General features: G+C 35.9%; 6 protein-coding genes. All 6 read right to left on the bottom strand.

The features are described from left to right. Positions 1–259: 259 nt before the first annotated feature. Entirely contained in the window at positions 260–2,080 is a 1,821-nt protein-coding gene (gene yidC, locus ACYVHJ_RS23935) for a membrane protein insertase YidC (RefSeq protein WP_460520304.1), read from the bottom strand. Positions 2,081–2,131: 51 nt separating this feature from the next. Next, positions 2,132–3,754: a CTP synthase gene (locus ACYVHJ_RS23930; protein ID WP_460520301.1), complete on the bottom strand. Its 1,623-nt coding sequence runs from the start codon at positions 3,752–3,754 to the stop codon at positions 2,132–2,134. A 190-nt stretch (positions 3,755–3,944) separates the two neighbouring features. Further along, on the bottom strand, positions 3,945–4,781 hold the full coding sequence (locus tag ACYVHJ_RS23925) for a fumarylacetoacetate hydrolase family protein (RefSeq protein WP_460520298.1): 837 nt from the start codon (positions 4,779–4,781) through the stop codon (positions 3,945–3,947). 196 nt (positions 4,782–4,977) lie between these two features. Then, on the bottom strand, positions 4,978–10,077 hold the full coding sequence (locus ACYVHJ_RS23920) for a malectin domain-containing carbohydrate-binding protein (protein ID WP_460520295.1): 5,100 nt from the start codon (positions 10,075–10,077) through the stop codon (positions 4,978–4,980). Between the two features lie 809 nt (positions 10,078–10,886). Further along, positions 10,887–14,180 carry a T9SS type A sorting domain-containing protein gene (locus ACYVHJ_RS23915; protein ID WP_460520292.1) on the bottom strand — a complete coding sequence of 1,098 codons (3,294 nt, stop codon included), beginning with the start codon at positions 14,178–14,180 and terminating at the stop codon, positions 10,887–10,889. A gap of 456 nt (positions 14,181–14,636) precedes the next feature. After that, a complete protein-coding gene (locus ACYVHJ_RS23910; protein ID WP_460520290.1) occupies positions 14,637–19,091 on the bottom strand; it encodes a T9SS type A sorting domain-containing protein in 4,455 nt (1,484 codons plus the stop codon). Between the last annotated feature and the right edge of the window lie 44 nt (positions 19,092–19,135).

Below are 19,135 nucleotides of genomic sequence, written 5' to 3'. Positions count from 1 at the left end.
ATTGCTAAGACTTTGAGCGATTCTATTGAAGCTCATTTTTAATCAACAATTGCACCCGGAATCAATTCTAGAACATCCATATGGGTTAAAGTTTATTGTCTAAAACTTGAATCCTGATCAAAAAGCTATTTTTATTCTGTAACCAATAATGTCCAATCCTATGTAAAAAAATTCTAGATAAGAAAATCCGGCCATGGATACAACAAAAAAGGCATGGAATAAACCATGCCTTATTGAAATATAGTTGAGAAATTGCCTTTTATTTTTTTCCTTTTTTCTTCTTGGTTTCAGTCTTATTATTTTCTGCGGCTTTCATGGCCTGCTCTATTTTCATCTGAAACTTGGATTTTTTCTTATTTGCATTTTTAAGTTTGCTTTCTTCCACTTTAGCTCTGATTTTATCATCATCCACAAACTGTTTGATCAAGTATTGTTGACCAAAAGTAACCATGTTGGATACAAAATAGTAGAAACTAAGTGCTGCAGGGAAAGAGTTTAAAACAAACATAAAAACCACAGGCATTACATAACCAATATTTTTCATAGGCCCTTGCGCAGTCGTCAACTGATTGTTGAAGTGCGTATAGGCTATTTGAGAAACGGTCATTAATAAAGTAAATAAACTTACATGCGAGCCATAAAATGGTATGGTAAAAGGCAGGTTAAGTATTGAATCATACGTAGAAAGATCATGTGCCCATAAAAACGATTCCTGTCTCAATTCAATAGAATTTGGAAAGAAAAAGAACATGGCCAATAAGAAGGGCATTTGTAACACCATAGGTAAACAACCTGAAATAGGACTCACCCCGAGTTGACTAAAGAGCTTCATTTGCTCTTGTTGCATCTTGGTTTGATCTTCTCCGTATTTTTCCTTTAACTCATCAATTTCAGGCTTAATCACCCGCATCTTAGCCATTCCAATGTAGGACTTATAAGTCAAAGGCAACAAGAACAACTTAATGATGAATACGATCAATATGATGATTACTCCATAGTTATTGAAGAAATTCTCAAGCCAGTGAAACAAGTTTACAATGATGTATTTGTTTACCCAGCTAACAAAAATATAGCCCATGTCTACATTTTTATCAAACTCAGGCGTCACATTTTTAAGCACCTTATAATTATTAGGGCCGAAATAATAACTAACTTCTCCATTTATAGGGAGTTGTAAGGTAGCCGACATGTTTTTCACATAAGATGAATCTATGGGAGTTTCTTGGGCAAGGTTACCGCTGTTAAATTGCTCCTTTGCAATTATACCGGAGGTAAAAAACCGTTGTTTGAAGGCCACCCATTTTATAGGTTCACCTACTTGTTCCGAGTCATCACCTTCCCCGGTTGATAAATAATCATAGGTTTCATCTGAAGTATAGAAATTCATATAGGTTTTCCTTCGGGACTCTCCCATATCTTCCTCTAACCTTTTGAGTTCACTCTGCCAATTGATGGTCAAAACTTCCTCATTAACCAAGTTGGCCAACCTATCACCCTCGATTTTATGGGAAAGCTGATAACCTGATGATGGCAATTGGTATTTTCTTACTATACTACCCGAACCGGCATTGGCTGTAAAAGTTACGGTGCTTACCTGCACCTCGTCTACAACTTCACTAGATTCATTTACTTCAAAGAAAAGATCATTTAAGCTTAATTCACCATTGGTAGCCTTAATTTTATAATCTATTGCACCTGTTTCGCTATCAAAAATAATGAGGGGTTGTTGGTCATAGGTTTTGAAACCTTTGACTTCGACTTTTTGAATTTCCCCACCTTTATTAGATAGTGTGATTTTTACATCATCATTCTCAAGTATTGTTTCACTTTCCTGTCCATTGACAAGGCCTGAAAAGTCACCGTATTTCTGCTTGGCTGCAATATTTTGTAGACTATCAGTATATACACTTTCAACTTCTTGTGTGCCTTGCTCAGCCTCATCCGCACTAGATTGTACTTGTGTACTTCCATTGCTTGTTTGGGGTTCGATAACTGGCTGGGGATCACTCGCAAAAAAGAGCGAATAAACCAAAATTACCGCCGCGAAAAGAATTAGTCCTGTCGCTTGATTTTTATCCATAATTCAATCGGTTGTTTGATACAGGCTTAAACCTGTCACTAAATAATAATTTTATGATTTATTCCTTTTATTGTCACTAACTGCCTTGATAAATCGCACAAACAATGGGTGGGGATTTAAAACAGTACTTTTGTATTCCGGATGAAATTGGGTACCAACAAACCAAGGGTGATCTTTCAATTCAATAATTTCTACCAAGCCTTTGTCAGGGTTTTTTCCGGAAGCAACCATTCCATGGTCTTCAAACTCCTTGAGGTACTTGTTATTGAATTCATATCTGTGTCTATGCCGCTCTGTTACCTTTGGTTTTCCATAGGCTTTATAAGCTTTGGAACCTTTTTTCATCTCACAAGGATAAGCACCTAGACGCATGGTTCCTCCCATTTGCTTGACACCTTTTTGCTCTTCCATAAGAAAAATTACCGGATCCTTACAATCAGGTTCTAATTCACCGGAAGAAGCGTCAGCTTTGCCCAAGACATTTCTTGCAAACTCAATGACAGCAACTTGCATTCCTAAACAAATACCAAAGAAAGGAATTAAATTCTCCCTGGCATATTTGGTGGCAATTAGTTTTCCTGCAAGTCCCCTAACTCCAAAACCAGGTGCTACCAAAACACCATCCATTAGTTCAAGTTTCTTACCAATATTCCCTTCGTTTAATTCCTCAGAAGAAACCAAATGTAAGTTTACTTTGCATTCTAAAGAAGTGCCTGCGTGAATAAAAGATTCAATTATTGATTTATAGGCATCAGGAAGTGAAACATATTTCCCAATAAGCGCTATATCCACCTCCATGGTTGGGTTTTTGAGCTTACCCAAAAATTCTTTCCATTGTTCCAATTCAGTATTGGTCTTAGAGGATATTTTTAATTTGGTCATCACCCGCTCATCAAGACGTTCTTTTTTCATCAATAGCGGAACATCGTAAATTGAATCAGCATCCATTGCTTCAATGACACAATTCAATTGTACGTTGCAGAATTGGGCAATTTTCTTTTTGACATCAACAGGTAAATGGTGTTCTGTCCTGCAAACTAAAATATCAGGTTGCACCCCAGCCTCCAATAATTGCTTAACCGAATGCTGAGTTGGCTTGGTTTTCAACTCCTTTGCAGCAGAAAGAAAAGGAATTAAAGTGAGATGGATCACCAAAAAGTTATTGGGACCTAAATCCCACCTTGCCTGCCTCACTGCTTCCACAAATGGCAGGGATTCAATATCACCCACGCAACCACCAATTTCAGTAATGATTACATCATACTTACCATCATTACCAAGTTTGTAAAAGTTGTTTTTTATTTCATCTGTAATGTGAGGAATTACCTGCACAGTTTTACCTAAAAATTCACCATTTCTTTCTTTGGTGATGACATTATTGTATATCCTTCCTGTGGTTACATTGTTTCCCTGAGAAGTAGTTGAGTTTAAGAATCTTTCGTAGTGCCCTAAATCCAGATCAGTTTCTGCGCCATCCTCAGTAACATAGCATTCGCCATGTTCATAGGGGTTCAAAGTTCCTGGATCAATGTTTAGGTAGGGATCAAATTTTTGGATGGTGACAGAAATTCCTCTTGATTGAAGAAGCTTGGCCAATGAGGCAGCTATAATTCCTTTTCCAAGTGAGGAAGTAACTCCTCCGGTAATAAATATATGTTTTGTAGACGCAGCCATAAGAATGGTTATATGAAATTTTGTTTATATTCTTATGGGATTCAAAATTAGGTAAAATAATTGACTTGAAGGCTTTGAATTGCTTTAAAATTTTGATTTCAAAAGTGATTTGTTAGTCACATAAGATTAACTAGCCCACTAGCAAAGCTTTAGCAAAAGGCACATCAATCAAACTTCATTTTCTTGATTTTTATTCTACAGGGTTTATTAAGGTACCTATTCCACTAATCTGAATTTTAACTACATCTTTAGAGGCTAGAGTGAAATCGTTTCCCGGTACAATTCCTGTTCCTGTCATTAAAAATGACCCTGAATGGAAATCGTACTCTGCATACAAGTAAGTAACCAACTCCTTGAGTTCCCTTTTGATTTGATCTATGGTGATGGTATCACTAAAAATCAAATTACTACCTCTGATAACTTCTAGTTTTATTTCTGTGTCTCTCGGTAGAGGTTGATCGGTGACCAGTATGCATGGACCTATAGCAGCACTTCCTTTGTAAACTTTAGCTTGAGGGAGATACAATGGGTTCTCCCCCTCTATACTCCTGGAGCTCATGTCATTCCCTATGGTATAGCCTAAGATTTTTCCGGAAGAACTTATCAGTAAGGTTAATTCCGGTTCAGGTACATCCCAAGTAGAATCTTTTCTAATTCGCACCTTTTGCAAATGCCCCCTAACATTGGGACCTGTAGCTTTCATGAACAATTCCGGTCTGGCAGCATTGTAAACCTTTTCATAAAAGGTCCCTCCGCCACTGTCCTTAGATTCTTCTTGTCTTCCCAATTTACTTTTATAATAGGTCACACCACTAGCCCATACTTCCTGATTCTCAACAGGCGCCATTAATCCTTCCTTGATCCAATGGTGCCCATCCTCAGAGATATTAGATGATTGGGTAATGTTTTGGACCTTATTATACAAGTTGTCGTCATTAATAAACGCATCCCAATTTTCATCGGGTAAAGTATAAAAATGATTGCTTTCTTCTATTACAATACCTTTCTTGGTTCTATAAACTTTCATAAGGAACAAACTTAAAATATGTAGTGTAAAAAAGCGAATTTAAATTGATTTATACCATGCCTTATTTATTTTTTATCTCTTACTGCTCAGTCCTGTAGATGCTATTTCAGGCCAGTGTGTATTTTTAATTTAAAATAAGCAAAAAAATGTCCCGTATTTTAACGAGACATTTTTTTGTAGATTGCTGAATAGATAATTAAGGATTAACGATAAGCCTTTGCTTACTGATGATTGACTTTTCGTTGCTAATACTTACAAGGTAAACACCTTGAGACAGATTATCCAGAGGAATATTAAACTGATTGTCGGAAGTTTTAATGCTAGCCAAATCAAAATGGCTAACCAATTGACCATTCATATTGTGGATCAACACTCTTCCCAATCCAATTTCAGCATTGAGTTCTAAAGTAGCTCTTCCTTTGGCTGGATTTGGAAAAATTTTAACTTCCTCCTGAGCAACAGTTTCAGTATAAACGTCCATTTCTTTATAGCCTCTTTCTTTCATTTCTTTATACCCTCTTGAAACAGTTCTTAGGTTTGCAGCGACTTCACCACCCTTGGCAGCACTACCTACAATTGCAATTCCTGAGATACTTGCATTGTTTACAGATGCATTCAACGCTAATGTCAACTGACCATTGGTAACTTGAATGTTATCGAAAGACAACATGGTTGGAGCATTTTTATTTTCAACAAATAAATCAAAGTCATTTTTCAATACTTCACCTTGCAAAGCGATATCGTAAACTCTTTTTCCGGCTTTGGCAGTACGTCCTCCATATCCAAACCATACTTCATGATGCATGGTAAATACGGTATAAGTTCCATTGGGAACAGGAATGGTATATACCAAGCTTTTTCCACTTCTTTCTGTTTGAAATAGTCTTTCAACATCTGCTTTCGTGTTGTTATATCGACCGGTACCATCATTAAAATATTGATCTGTTTTTGATTCTGCCAGATATGTGATGCCACCCAAAGTTGCATCCGAATCACTACCGGTATTTAAGAAAAACAGGTGATCAGAACCGGCAGTTTGGTTTGAATTGTTGCCCTCTTCTATAATAGAAATCCCTGAGATGGAAGCATTGTTAGCACTTGCACTTAAATCGAGGTTTAAAACTCCATCTTTTACTTCAATCCCTTTAAAGGTAAGAATGGTTTGGTTATTATTATTGTATTCATATATGTCAAAGTTATCAGCTACTAATTGATCTTCTAAAAAGATGTCATACACCCTTCTTCCTTCTCTAGCAGTAGCGCCTCCTTTTCCAAAATACAACTCATTGTGGTAAGTTTTAATAGTATAAGTTGCGTTCTCTACAGGGATTTCAAAAGTTAATTCTTTGGCATACCTCTCAGATTGGAAGATTTTTTCATTACTTGCCTTAGTATTGGTTGAAGTATTGCTACTTGAAGAACTGATGTATTTGGCACTGGAAACAAAACTATTTTCTTGATAAATAACTTCGTTTTGATTCGTTGTATTAAGATGCAAAACATATCCTACCTCGCCAAGAGAAAGTGATGTATCAGGAATAATAGCTATCGCAGAAATCAATGCATTATTGGACGAAGCCTTAAGATCCAGATTCAAATAACCATCAGAAATTTTAATTGATTTAAAAGTAAGCTCAGTTTCTTGATTATTGTATTCCAGATAAAGGTCCAGGTTATTTTTTACTACTTTACCTTCAATGCTAATGTCAAAAACACGTTGGCCGGCTTTTTCAGCCCTTCCATTTTCTCCAAAATACAATTCATTGTGATAAGTAACTACTGTATAGGTTCCATTTTCCACAGGAATTTTGAATAAAAGCTCGTTATCGAACCTTGCAGATTGAAATAATTTTTCCTCGCTACCTTCCTCATAAACGGAAACATTTGATCCTGATGACACTAAAAAATCTCGATTTAAATTAATAAATTCTTTTCCTTTGTAAGCGATATTACCACCATAACCTAAATGGTAATATTGTCCTTCCAGCACTTCAATAGGACTTTTCTCTATTGAGGTGCTTCCCTCTTCTATAGCCACATTTTTGCTGGCAGTAAATTCAATTTCTTCAGAAGTGTTAACATTTCCATTTTTATCTGTCACAGTAGCCCACACATAATTATCTCCTGAAGGAATTTCGTCAATAACAGCTTGAAAAGGTTTTTCAACACAGGTTCCAACCAATTTTAAACCACAATAGAACTCAACTTTTTCAATATTATCATCCAGGTTGGTAATTTCACTAAGCAAGGTAAGCTGGTCCCCTTCGGTTAGTTGAGAAGTATTCTCTATGGTAGATATGTTTATGCTAGGTTTTAAAATCTCTTTATTTTCTCGAATAATGGCAATTGCAGATATCGAGGCATTGTTAACAGAGGCTTTGAGGTCAAGGTTTAAATAACCGTCATTTACAATAATTTCATTAAAGGAAAGCGTAGTTTCTTGATTTCTATTTTCCAAATAAAGGTCAAAATTATCTTTTACTAATTCGCCTTCTAAAATTATATCATATACCCTTTGCCCGGCTCTTTGAGACCTTCCGTTTTGACCATAATACAACTCATTGTGATAAGTCACTACAGTGTATCTACCATTTGCTACAGGTATCTTAAACAATAGTTCATTGTCAAATCTTTCTGATTGGAACAAGGTCTCTTCACTGGCACTTGGTTCATTAGAAACATTGGAACCTGAAGATAAAAAGAATTCAGAATTTAGTTTCTCAAATACATTTCCGTTATAAGTTACAGGACCTTTATCCCCAAAATGGTAATACAAAGCTTCGGTCTCTTCTGTAATATTTTCTACCTTCTCAACATTATCAACCAGCACATTTTTGGAAACACGAATTAGCACTACAGAACCATAAGCAGGAATAGTAACTGTTCCGGAAAATTTTTCAAGTTTGGCATTAACATATTCACCTGACAAAGCAATAGTCTTGCTGTTTTTGGTTGGGTTGAATTCAAAAACAATTTCTTCATTGGGATCGATAAATGATGCTTCAACTTCTACAAACTCTAAGTCGTCCATCCAGTACGTGAAATTATCTTCAGAAGCTGTGACCAAAAGGGATACTTCCTCAGCATCTACAAATGGAGACACCAATACCTCATAAGTATCCAGCTCTTTCTTAATCTCGAATGTGGTCACTCCTGATAATTTCTCCCAAGGAGTTCCTGTGTACCTTAAATAGGTTTGGATATTTGCTTCTTTACTGCCTAAAGCTTTAAACTTTAATAAGTAAGTCTTATCTTTCTTTAATTTGCCTAAATTCATTTTTAGAGCGCCATTTCCTGAATTGGTAACTTTAATGCTTCCACCATTCATTTTACTATTTGTATCCCATTTCTGAGAGCAATTGCTGCAAGAAATACCATTCGTATTCTTATCAAACGAAACGTTTGGATAAAGACTAGATCCAATTTTTTTATCAATGGTATATGTGGCCAAGTCTATGGAGTTACTAACAGAGTTTTTGTCCTTACCAAATTTCTCAGTCCATTGCTTCAGGTTGTCAATGGCTGCGATGGACTTTCCGTATTTTGAATATTCATTAAATATACTGAACTCATCTCCCAATGGTCTGAAAAAATAGTTGTGATCAAACTCAGCCATAATTTCTATATCATCTTTGTAAGTATTGATATTATAGGTATTCTGATTTGCAGTTTTAGCAAAAAGTTGGTTATTGTTTATTGTAACTTCTCTGGTATCCTCTCCAATGACATTATTACCTAATGTAATGGATGTATGTGAGTTAAAAAATGTATTGTTTTCAACATGTATATTATTAACATTTGACATTTTCAAGCCATTGTTCTCGGTATTGGCCACTGTATTCCCTATAATCTCAATATTATTAGAGTGGTCATCTAGAAAAATACCTTCTGCCAAAGGTCTATAGTTTACGCCTTTGTCGGGAATACCACCTCTACTACCAATACTGTTAACCACAATATTTCCTTCAATTTTCCTTCCTTTAAACCCTTGATATTTAACACCACCAAAAGTATAAATTCCTCCTCCATCACCTTTAATCTGGCAAAAGGTATCTATATAATTATTTTTAACTACCGAGTAGTTTCCACTAAATTGTATTCCATTAAACCCTGAATTGATTACCACGTTGTTTTGAACCAAAACTTTCTCCCCATAAGCAAAAATACCGATTCCTGCAGCATCCTGATTTTGTGTCCTTCCCGCAATTAATGCAGTCTTTCTAATTTCATTGTCCTTAATGATTGCATTGTCATTTCCATAGCGAAGATACATGCCATTGTTGTAAGTGTTATTGAAGTTATTTCTCTCAATTTTTAAATCAACCACACTTAAAGCAAGGATTCCATTTACACCCACAAAATTTATTTCAGAATCGAGGATTTTAATGTTTTTACCTCCTTCTAGCCTAATGGCATCAGCATTTACTCCTTTAAAATTAATATTCTCGACTGTTATATTTGTATCCCTATAATCTTTAATCAACAGGTTATCAAGTGTACTTACTTCTACCTTCATGGAAGAAGGATTCCGGTTTCCAAAGTATATATTTATTTTCTTTGTGGATGGATTAAAATACCATTCTCCAAAAGTATCAAGGGTTTTGATATGGTTTTGGATGAAAAAACCAAAGTCCTTCTCAACCGGATAGGCACTATTACTGGCATTAAATTTTACTTGCCCCCCACTGTGTGAAGTAATTTCATGTGTATCAATAATCCATTGATTCTTCTTTATAACAACCTCTCCACCATTCCAATTTGGTGAACCACCTAATTCGCTGCTGGAAAGCAAGTAATTTCCTTTTACGCTTTCTATTTTTAAATACCCTTCATTAGCTATATCACTATTTGGATACCTTCCCAACTCATAAATTTCCCCATTAATTAAAACCACTTCAATAGATTTAGTATCTATTGTTTTGGTGCTTTCATAAACTCCGTTCCCTAAGGATCTCCAACCACTTACAGTTTTCAGTGAAGTAATGACCGGTTTTGAACCGGAGCCGTAAGCTCCAATTCTAATGGGAGAAGTAGTAGACCCAGAAGATTTAATATGTAATGTACCATAAAAAACTTCTCCTCTATTAAATAAGACAGCATCACCTGGCTTTAAATAATTAAATATAGAATTAACTTTATCAATTGATTTCCATGGAGTGCTTGGGTTTTGCGCTTCTTTATAAGTCCTGTTGTCATTTCCTCTTTCTTGAGAAACATAATAATTTGCAGCATATCCCTGACTAAACGACATTGCTAACGAAAACAAAATAATGAGAGTAAGAAGTGAAGCTTTCATGGTAATTTATTTTAAAGTTTATATTTCTTCATGTTTCAGGATTCGCCTTGTTATTCAAAGCTCTGTTCATTTTATCCTACTTTTTTTGATTTATGAATTCTCAAAACGGTATTTCAATTAAAAGAATCTTGTTTTTTGATTTTCATATATATCAAAATGAAATTCTAAATATGAATCTCATTTCAAAAATTAACGATATATTATACTTAAAAACAAATACTTATCGGATCACAAATCTTGTGAAAAACTGCAGCTGGTTGAACAATTTCAACAGGTAAATGAGATATTGTTTTTGGAAACCCAAATTTTGCAGGTAGTCTTAAAAAAGAGTGATAAAAAAAATTGAAAAAAAATTAAAATATTTTACAAGCAGTGTTATAAAACATATTACTCATAAATATTAGGATCTATAAATAGATGATAAAAAATATATAAATCAGTCATTTTCAAAACAAATAAAAATTTATATAACAAATTAGATACTTTTTTAATTATACAAAAAGCAATTCATTTTTAGGTTATGAATGAAGATGTATTATATACCCAAATAATTGTAGTAAAAAGAATTATAGCTAAAAAACTCGGTTGATTTGGACACCAGAACTACAACCCAAACTTGGGATTGAACCCTAAGGCTGATACAGCAACAAAAAACCAGAACCCATTTGGCAGGTAGAGGTTAGTGCTTATTTTTTAAAACTAAAAGGGAAATAGCTCATTAAATATCAATGAAAAATAAATGAGTAAGGATAAAAAAAAGCTCCGAACAAATGTCCGAAGCTTTCTGAAATGGTCCTTAATCTATCCTTTTAATGAATAAAAATCTTTTTGGAAATTATTTTATCTCCGTTATTGACATGAATCAGATACAAGCCCGATCCAAAAGGCTCAAAATTAAAGCCTGACGTATTACCCTTCTGGGAGCCATGAATCAGTTGCCCATTGCCTTTGTAAATCATTATCATTTCATTTTCACTGATATTGGAAGGGTAGATGATATGAACGTAGTTTTTGGATGGCTGGGGATAAACGATAAGCTCTTCGGTCAAAACCCTATTTTGAAAATCACTTTCAATAATGTCCCCCTCTTCCTGATTAAGAGACCCACTAATAACTCTCAAATTTTCTCCAATATCATAGCCAACACTAAAGTTAACCGTAAAGGATTGCCCCTTTTCATTATTACTATTATAAGGAGTCACTATTAAATTGTACAAACCTTCCTTGAAGTATTTACCATTATAATCGACACCTTGTGCGTCACCAAAAATGGCATATGGGGCCTTTCTTTCTGTCCAAGAATAATTCTTTGCTCCCGATAACTGAAAGGCCATGGCAGCTAAGTGCTCCCCTTTTCCCTCAGCTCTAATATTTAACTTTACATCCTCATATAGGTTTAAGTCAATGTAACTTCCTTCCACCAATGGCATAACATCCTCCTCGGTATCAGCATTTACTAAAGTCAGCTTATCCACTCTACTGTTATGAATTACGCTAAAATTAATGGTATAAGGTTCCCCTCCTATTCCTCTTGTACTGCTGGATTGAAAGGGGTAAGCCCTTGCGGATATAGTATATTCTCCTTCAGGTAAATCTTTTCCTGAATAATCACCGCCAACATCCGTAAAAAGCGCCAATGGCTCAACTTTTTCAAATTGAGAAAATGTAACAGGCCCATCAATGAACATGCCTACACCTCCTTGGGTTTGGTTGTTTGGCACATTGGCTCTGATATTGAATTTTTTACCTTTATAAGTTGACAAATCAATCGTAGCCCCGTCTTTTATTGTTATAATATCCTTGTTATCTGTTGCATTGACAAGCGTGAAACTTTCTATACTACTTTCATAAAAGATTTCAAAGTTGATAGAAGCCTTTACTCCCTGATTACCTGTTTGGCCTCTAAATTCATATGGAGTGGCAGTTAACTTATAATCACCCGGAAAAAAATTATACCCAAGGTAGTTGCCTTTAATATCCCCAAAAAGAGCGAAAGGCTCTACATTTTCAGTAATATCATGAAATGTTTTAGGACAGGAACTACATTGCGTTAATGATTCCAACTCTAAATTAATACTACCGACATTTTCAGGATCTGGAATTGCAATAATAGACAATTTCTTATCCTTGATGGTACCGTAAGCAAGTTTATCATTATTCTTGATTTCTCTTATCGTGGTATTTGTACTTGCATCTATTAACAAGAACCTGTCAATTAATATACTTTCTAAAATAGCAACAACCGAAATGGTTGCTTCAGCATTTGTGTTTTCATCAATATAGGCCTTTACTTCTAAATCTCCTTCTTGCTTAGGCAATTGGCAAAATGTAATTTTACCGTCTTCATCTGATATGATTTTATTAAAAAAGGTTCCATTAACATCAAAGGAAACCTCAGCATTCCCAATTGGAATTCCAAACTGATCCAATACAGTCGCATTCAAACAAGTTTCTTCACCTACTATTCCATTCACAACATAATCGAGAAAAGTAATCGTTGCAGGCACGGGCTTATTGCTGTCCACCTCTATTGTATCTATAATGGAAGGACCCACACTTGCAATTACTCTATCAACACCTTTGTTACTTGCATCAAAGCAAAAATGGGCCATACCATTTTCATTTGTAATACTGAAACCATTTTGTTGATTTGGCCCTTGAACTTCAAAATCTACTTTAACACCGAAAAGCGGATTTTCCTTTCCATCAGTTAATAGGGCTTTTACGCAATAGGTAGATTCTTTTTGACCTTCTTCGTTAATTATAAGTTGTAGATTTTGAATTTCAGCAATTTCCCCCAAGCCCTGGCCTACTGGGTTACCATATGCATTAAAACTACTAAACCCATACATTAATGCTGCAAAAGGTAAGTCTGATGAAATATGATGACTTCCTTCTGTAACTTGAATTTGAGCTCCTGCATAACTGCTATTTGGTATATCAACAAAAATTGAGGATCCCATAAGACTTCCATCTATTCGTACTTTATTTTTTTGTGAAATAGGTACAGCGATATTTATAAAATGATTTTCAAACTCGGTTTGGAGCGTGCTTACCTGATACTGATTTTGGTATTGTTCTACAGGAGGAACTAGCATTAAAAAAGGATCCGCAGATACGTTGTCTGTGGCCTGACCTTTTGAAAGTTGGGCCACCATTACTGAATAATTGGATTCAATTTGAGTATAAACATTACTTGGAATATTTAATATTTCAAAATCCCCTTTGTCAAGAGTAAACTCCTCAGAAAACCCATTGGTCCCTTCAACTTTTATATAGGTATCATCCATTGTGGCTAGAACTCTAAAAACATCTCCCTCCTCTCTGGATGCTAAGGGAACAGTAATGAATTTTTTACCCAAAGTAGTCACAGGAGGCATCTGTTCAATCATTTGATCACAACCATTTGTGAAAAGTGGTACATTACCGCAAGTATGCCCACTAAATACAGCAACAGGATTATTTGAAGTGATAGAAGTTCCGGTGAGATCTGAAAAATAAGCATCTGCTGTCAACTGATAAGATTCTCCTTTTTGCAAAAGTATTTGATATGGTATGCCGGATTGTCTGTTTTGAGTGGTTGTGGTTGGAAGAATCGTTATTTCCGTATTGTCCATAGTCGCTACTACTCCAAAAACAGGGGAAGCCGTGCTGTTTGGTGCATAGGAATTATTTGCCATCACTATGTATTCGTTTCCCAACACATCAATAGGGAGCGCTAAAAAGGAATCTGTTGAAGAGGACTTTTGATTGAGCCCATAAACCGACACCTCTTCTTCTGCTACAATTTCAATCCCATTTTTTTCAACCCCATCTTCCTCTGAAGCTATGAAGGTATCGGGAATCAAAACAGAAGTAGTTTTATTAGGTAGAACTTCAAAATTTATAATGCTGCTATCCGGTAATTTTACATAACCAGAGGTTTCAATTGTACCGGTAATAAATAGTTCTAATTTGACATCAACATTGTCATTGTTTCGATTGAACATCAACCAAAATTCTTTGCCCTTATTGTCCGGAATATCATCCTGGGCCATAGATTTATTAAAAGGAAAAGCAATAAGTGTAAAAATTAAGCATAAAACAAAGCAGACATTTTTCATAAAAGGCAATTTTTTGAATATTTAATGCACAAATTAACTTGTATAAATTAAATATCACAACAAATCTTCCTGTAAGCTTCAGTTATTTTTAAATATACCTGATTGGTCATACACCTTACAATAATTAAGACAGGTTGAAAAAATATTTCTTTCAATTAAAAAAACACACCAGCTTCCTTTCAAATAAACAGTCCAATCTAACGGTATTGCTAGATTAATTATTCTGGCTGATAATACAATTAAAACATCCTTCAAGAATAAACTTGTGGCTAATACATATAATATTATTCTATCAACGTGTCGGTAACAATTTCTTCTAAAAAGTAAAGGCGAATAACGAAATCCTCAAAAAATCCTTTGTGATGAGGTTCTTAAATAAGTTCAATTTCACCAATAAGAAAAAAAGCTCCGAACTAATGTCCGGAGCTTTAATTGAAATATTAAATAAATAACAAGCTAATAAATAAATACTTTCTTGGAAATTATCTTGTCACCATTGGATACATGGATAAGGTACAAACCGGAACCAAAGCTTCCGAAATTGAAGCTAGGGGTATTGCCTAGTTGGGCTCCATGAATCAACTGCCCGTTGCCTTTGTAGATCATAACCCTTGCATCTTCTCTCATAGAAGATGGATATAGGAAATTCACTACATTTTGAGAAGGTTGAGGATAGACTTTTAGGTCTTCCACTAAACTTCCATTATCGGCTACACCATTTGAGGAACTGGCCTCTAATTGATCTAGGGATGCATTAGCAATCCTTAAATTTTCTCCATTATCAAAGCCGGCCATAAAATTAACGGTCAAACTTTCCCCCATAGTATTGTCAGCATTATAAGGAGTAACCATCAATTTATAATTACCTTCATTGAGGTACTTGCCTGCATAATCATTGGCAGGTAAATCTCCAAAAATGGCGTATGGTGCTTTTCTCTCTGTCCAGTTGTAATTCTTAGCGCCGGACAATTGGAAAGTCATGGCTGCGATATGATCTCCTTTGCCATCTGCTCTAATATTCAGCTTGACATCTTTGTACAGATTCAAATCAATAAAGCTACCTTCCATAAGCTCCATAATATCTTCATCGGTATCTGCATTTACCAGCGTAAATTTATCAATTTTACTATCATGAATCACCTCAAAATTCACTGTAACTGTCTTTCCACCGATACCTCTATTTGCACTAGACTTAAATGGGAACGAGGTCGAAGATAGTTTATAGAATCCTTCCGGTAAATCTTTACCAATATAATCACCGTTATTATCTCCGAATAAGGCCATAGGCATCTCTTTCTCAAATCTTGAGAAGTTTACAGGCCCTTCAATCATCATGTCTAGTCCACCTTCTTGTTCCCATGGCACATTGGCTCTAATGTTGAATTTGACATCTTTATATTTTGAGAGATCAATTACATCTCCATCCTTAATTTCACGGATATCTGTATCATCAGTAGCATTGACCAAGGTAAAGCTGTCAATCGTTCCTTCAAATTCTATTTCAAAGTTAACCATTGCCATTAGACCTTTATCACCAGCCAAATGTTTCATTTCATAAGGAACAGCACTAAACATATAAGAACCCGGTAAAACCTCTTTACCTGTGTAATCTCCATTTATGTCACCAAATAAAGCATAAGGGATTACATTTTCAGTATTTACCCTAGTATCCCAAGCACAAGTAGAACATAAGGTCAAGGATTTCATCTCTAATTCAACACTACCTACCTTTTCAGGATCTGTGATTACCATAAAGTTTACCATTTTACCTTTTACTGTAGCGTATGGAATTTTATCTCCATCCATTACTTCTCTGATTACAGTGTTCGTTTCAGCATCAACAAGCCAGAAACTCTCAATTGCCAATCCCTCATTTTCAGCTACAACCATAACAGTTGCCTCCGCTTCATCTCCACCTTCATAAATGGCAGTAACCATTATATCACCTAGCTCATCTGGCATTAGACATAACTCTACCCTACCATTTTCATCTGTGATACCTTTTCCATAGTAAACACCATTCACATCAAAAGAAACTTCCACACCTGCTAGAGGCATTCCGAATTGATCCAGGATAGTGGCTGCCAAACATACTTCTTCACCTAGCACTACCTCCACTTCGTTTTCTTCAAATGAAATAATGGTAGGGATTGGGACATTGTCTGTAACGGTGATCATGGCGGTAACTATATTCTCGATTGTATAATAAAATCCGAACTCAAAATCACCTTCCATATCCGGATTGAAGCAATAATTCAATATTCCGTCCTCATTAGTCATCATAGAACCGGCGGGTTCTCCATTTTTGGTAATGAATACTTCTATGGCTCCGACAGGATCATCGAATTGATCCAATACCTCTACTTCCAAACAGGTTTCCTCATTAAGGACTACTTCTGCCTCAGATGGATTTACCGAAATGGTGGTAGCTACCAATACCACTTGAATGACCTTAACCGTACCTGTAGCAGGTGTTCCTCCTGCATAATTTACAGCAAAACTTAAATCACCTAAATCTTCAGTAACAATACAATAGGCTACAATTCCATTTTCATCACTCATCAAGGTGGCAACAACTTCTCCATTGATTTCAATTGTTACTTCTGTATTTGGAAGGGGATCACCATTTTGATCCAATACCAGAGATTCTATACAGGCTTCCTCCCCAAGATTGACTTCAGTAGATATATTGGTGATTGAAATGGCACTGGCAACGAGGTCACCACCTCCGCCTCCGTCTCCGCCGCCTCCGGAATTGAGGACTTTAATATTGGTTGAAGCAGGGCCTCCTCCTCCGATATAATTGACTGTGAAAATCAGCAGTTCACCATCTTCGGCTTCAGCAGTCTTACAAAATTCAGCCACACCATTTTCATCCGTCATCTCCGAACCGGCTGGCTTTCCATTGATTTCCAGTTGGACCTCTACCCCTTCCATTACTTCGCCAAACTGATCTTTAACTGTAGCAGTCACACACACCTGTTGGCCTAGATTGACTTCATTAGATCCCGCATCAATACTAATAGCGGTAGGAACAGAGGCAGGAACCTCTACCATAACGGTAGTTTCGGTTTTATCTCCACCCTCATAATAACTATTAAATAAAAGGTCTCCACCTTCTTCCGGTGTGAAGCAATATTCAACCATTCCGTTCTCATCAGAATCACCGCTATAGATTATATTGTCCATATATTCAAAAAACAGCTCTTCACTCTCCATAGGATTACCAAATTGATCCAAAACCTGACTGGTAAGGCATATCTGTTCTCCCAAAGTCACCGATTCAGGCAAAGCGGAAAGCAGCACCTGATCAGGTCTAGGAATAGTGGTGGTAACTGTAGCTTCTGCAGTAGTACTTCCAACTGAAGCCATAATTTTATCGGTTCCTTCATTGATAGCATCAAAACAGAAATTGGCAATACCCTGCTCATCCGTCACTGCAAAGCCTATTTTATTATTGACACCTTCCACTTCAAAGTCTACCCTAACACCAAAAATAGGCACCCCTTCATCGTCAGTAACCGTAGAGTTAAAACAATAGGTAGTTCCTTGCTGAATTTCTTGCTCCAAATCCAAATTAATATTTCGCACTTGCTCCACGCTAGCCAGTGCCTGACCACCGGGGTATCCATAGGAATCATAGCTACCAAAGCCATACATAAAAGCCCCAAAAGCCAAGTTTCCAGAAATATTATGCGTTCCTTGATCAACTTCTACCTGTGCCCCCGCAAAAGTAGATCCGGGTATATCTGTAAAAATACTTGGATCCAACAAACTTCCATCTACGTTAATTTTACCCTTTTGAGAAATAGGGACAGCAAGGTTAATAAAATGCTTATTGAAACCAATAGAAGGTGTACTTACTGTATATTGATTTTGAAACTGTTCAAAAGGTGGTATCAGCATCATAAATGGATCTGAAATCACACGATCTGAGGTTTGACCTTTTGAATATTGGGCTACCAAAATTGCCTGATTGGACTTTATATTTGTATAAACATTGCTGGGAATACTTAATTCCTTAAACTCCCCTTTAGAAATTGTAAAATTCTCAGAAAATCCTTGAGTTCCTACCACTGATACATTTGTTCCATCTTTAGTCGCTAAGATTCTAAAAATATCACCGGACCTTCTCGTTGATAAGGGTGTAGTAACAAAACTTTGCCCCAGAGAAGATACTGGTGGAATTTGTTCAATTAAGTGGTCACAATAAGTTGTCCCAAAAGGTACATTACTACAAGTGTGTCCACTAAAAACAGAAACAGGAGCATTAGATTTAATGATAGTACCTGTGAGATCATTTCCATTGATCGCAGCCGCTAACTGATAAGTTTGACCTTTTTGTAAAGTAATTTCATAGGGCACTCCTGCGGATCTTAACCTGGTTCCATTGGCTGGAATTATTGTCACCGTAGTATTATCTTCTGTTGCTACTACCCCGAGAACGGAAGCTAACGTAACTGTTGATCTCCAGGAAGTATAGGACATAATAATATATTCATTGCCTAGAATATCAATGGGTAGTCCCAAAAAGGCATCCGTTGAAGCAGACCTTTGGTTTAGACCGTATACAGTAATTTCTTTCTCAGCTATGATGTGTACCCCTTTATCACTAATCTCATCGTCCTGATTAGCCAATAAGCTTGTGGGTAAATCAATCTTGGTAATCTCACCAGGTGTTACTGAAAAATCTATAACAACATTATTGGGCAAATTTACCTTTCCATTTGTTGGTACATCACCTGATATAAACAGGTCTAAATTAACTCCTGAGTTATCATTATTCCGGTTAAACATTAACCAAAATTCCTTTCCCTTATTATCGGGAATCCCATTCTGAGAATATACTAAGCCCATTGGCAGTATAAATAGCAGAAAAATAAAGCTTAAAACACTGTAGGATTGTTTCATAACATACATATTTATGGGTTATATATACATAAATATATATTTAA

This window comes from Cyclobacterium sediminis (assembly GCF_054781075.1).
Note: the sequence above shows the minus strand (reverse complement) of the source record. Positions and strands in the feature narration are given on the sequence as shown.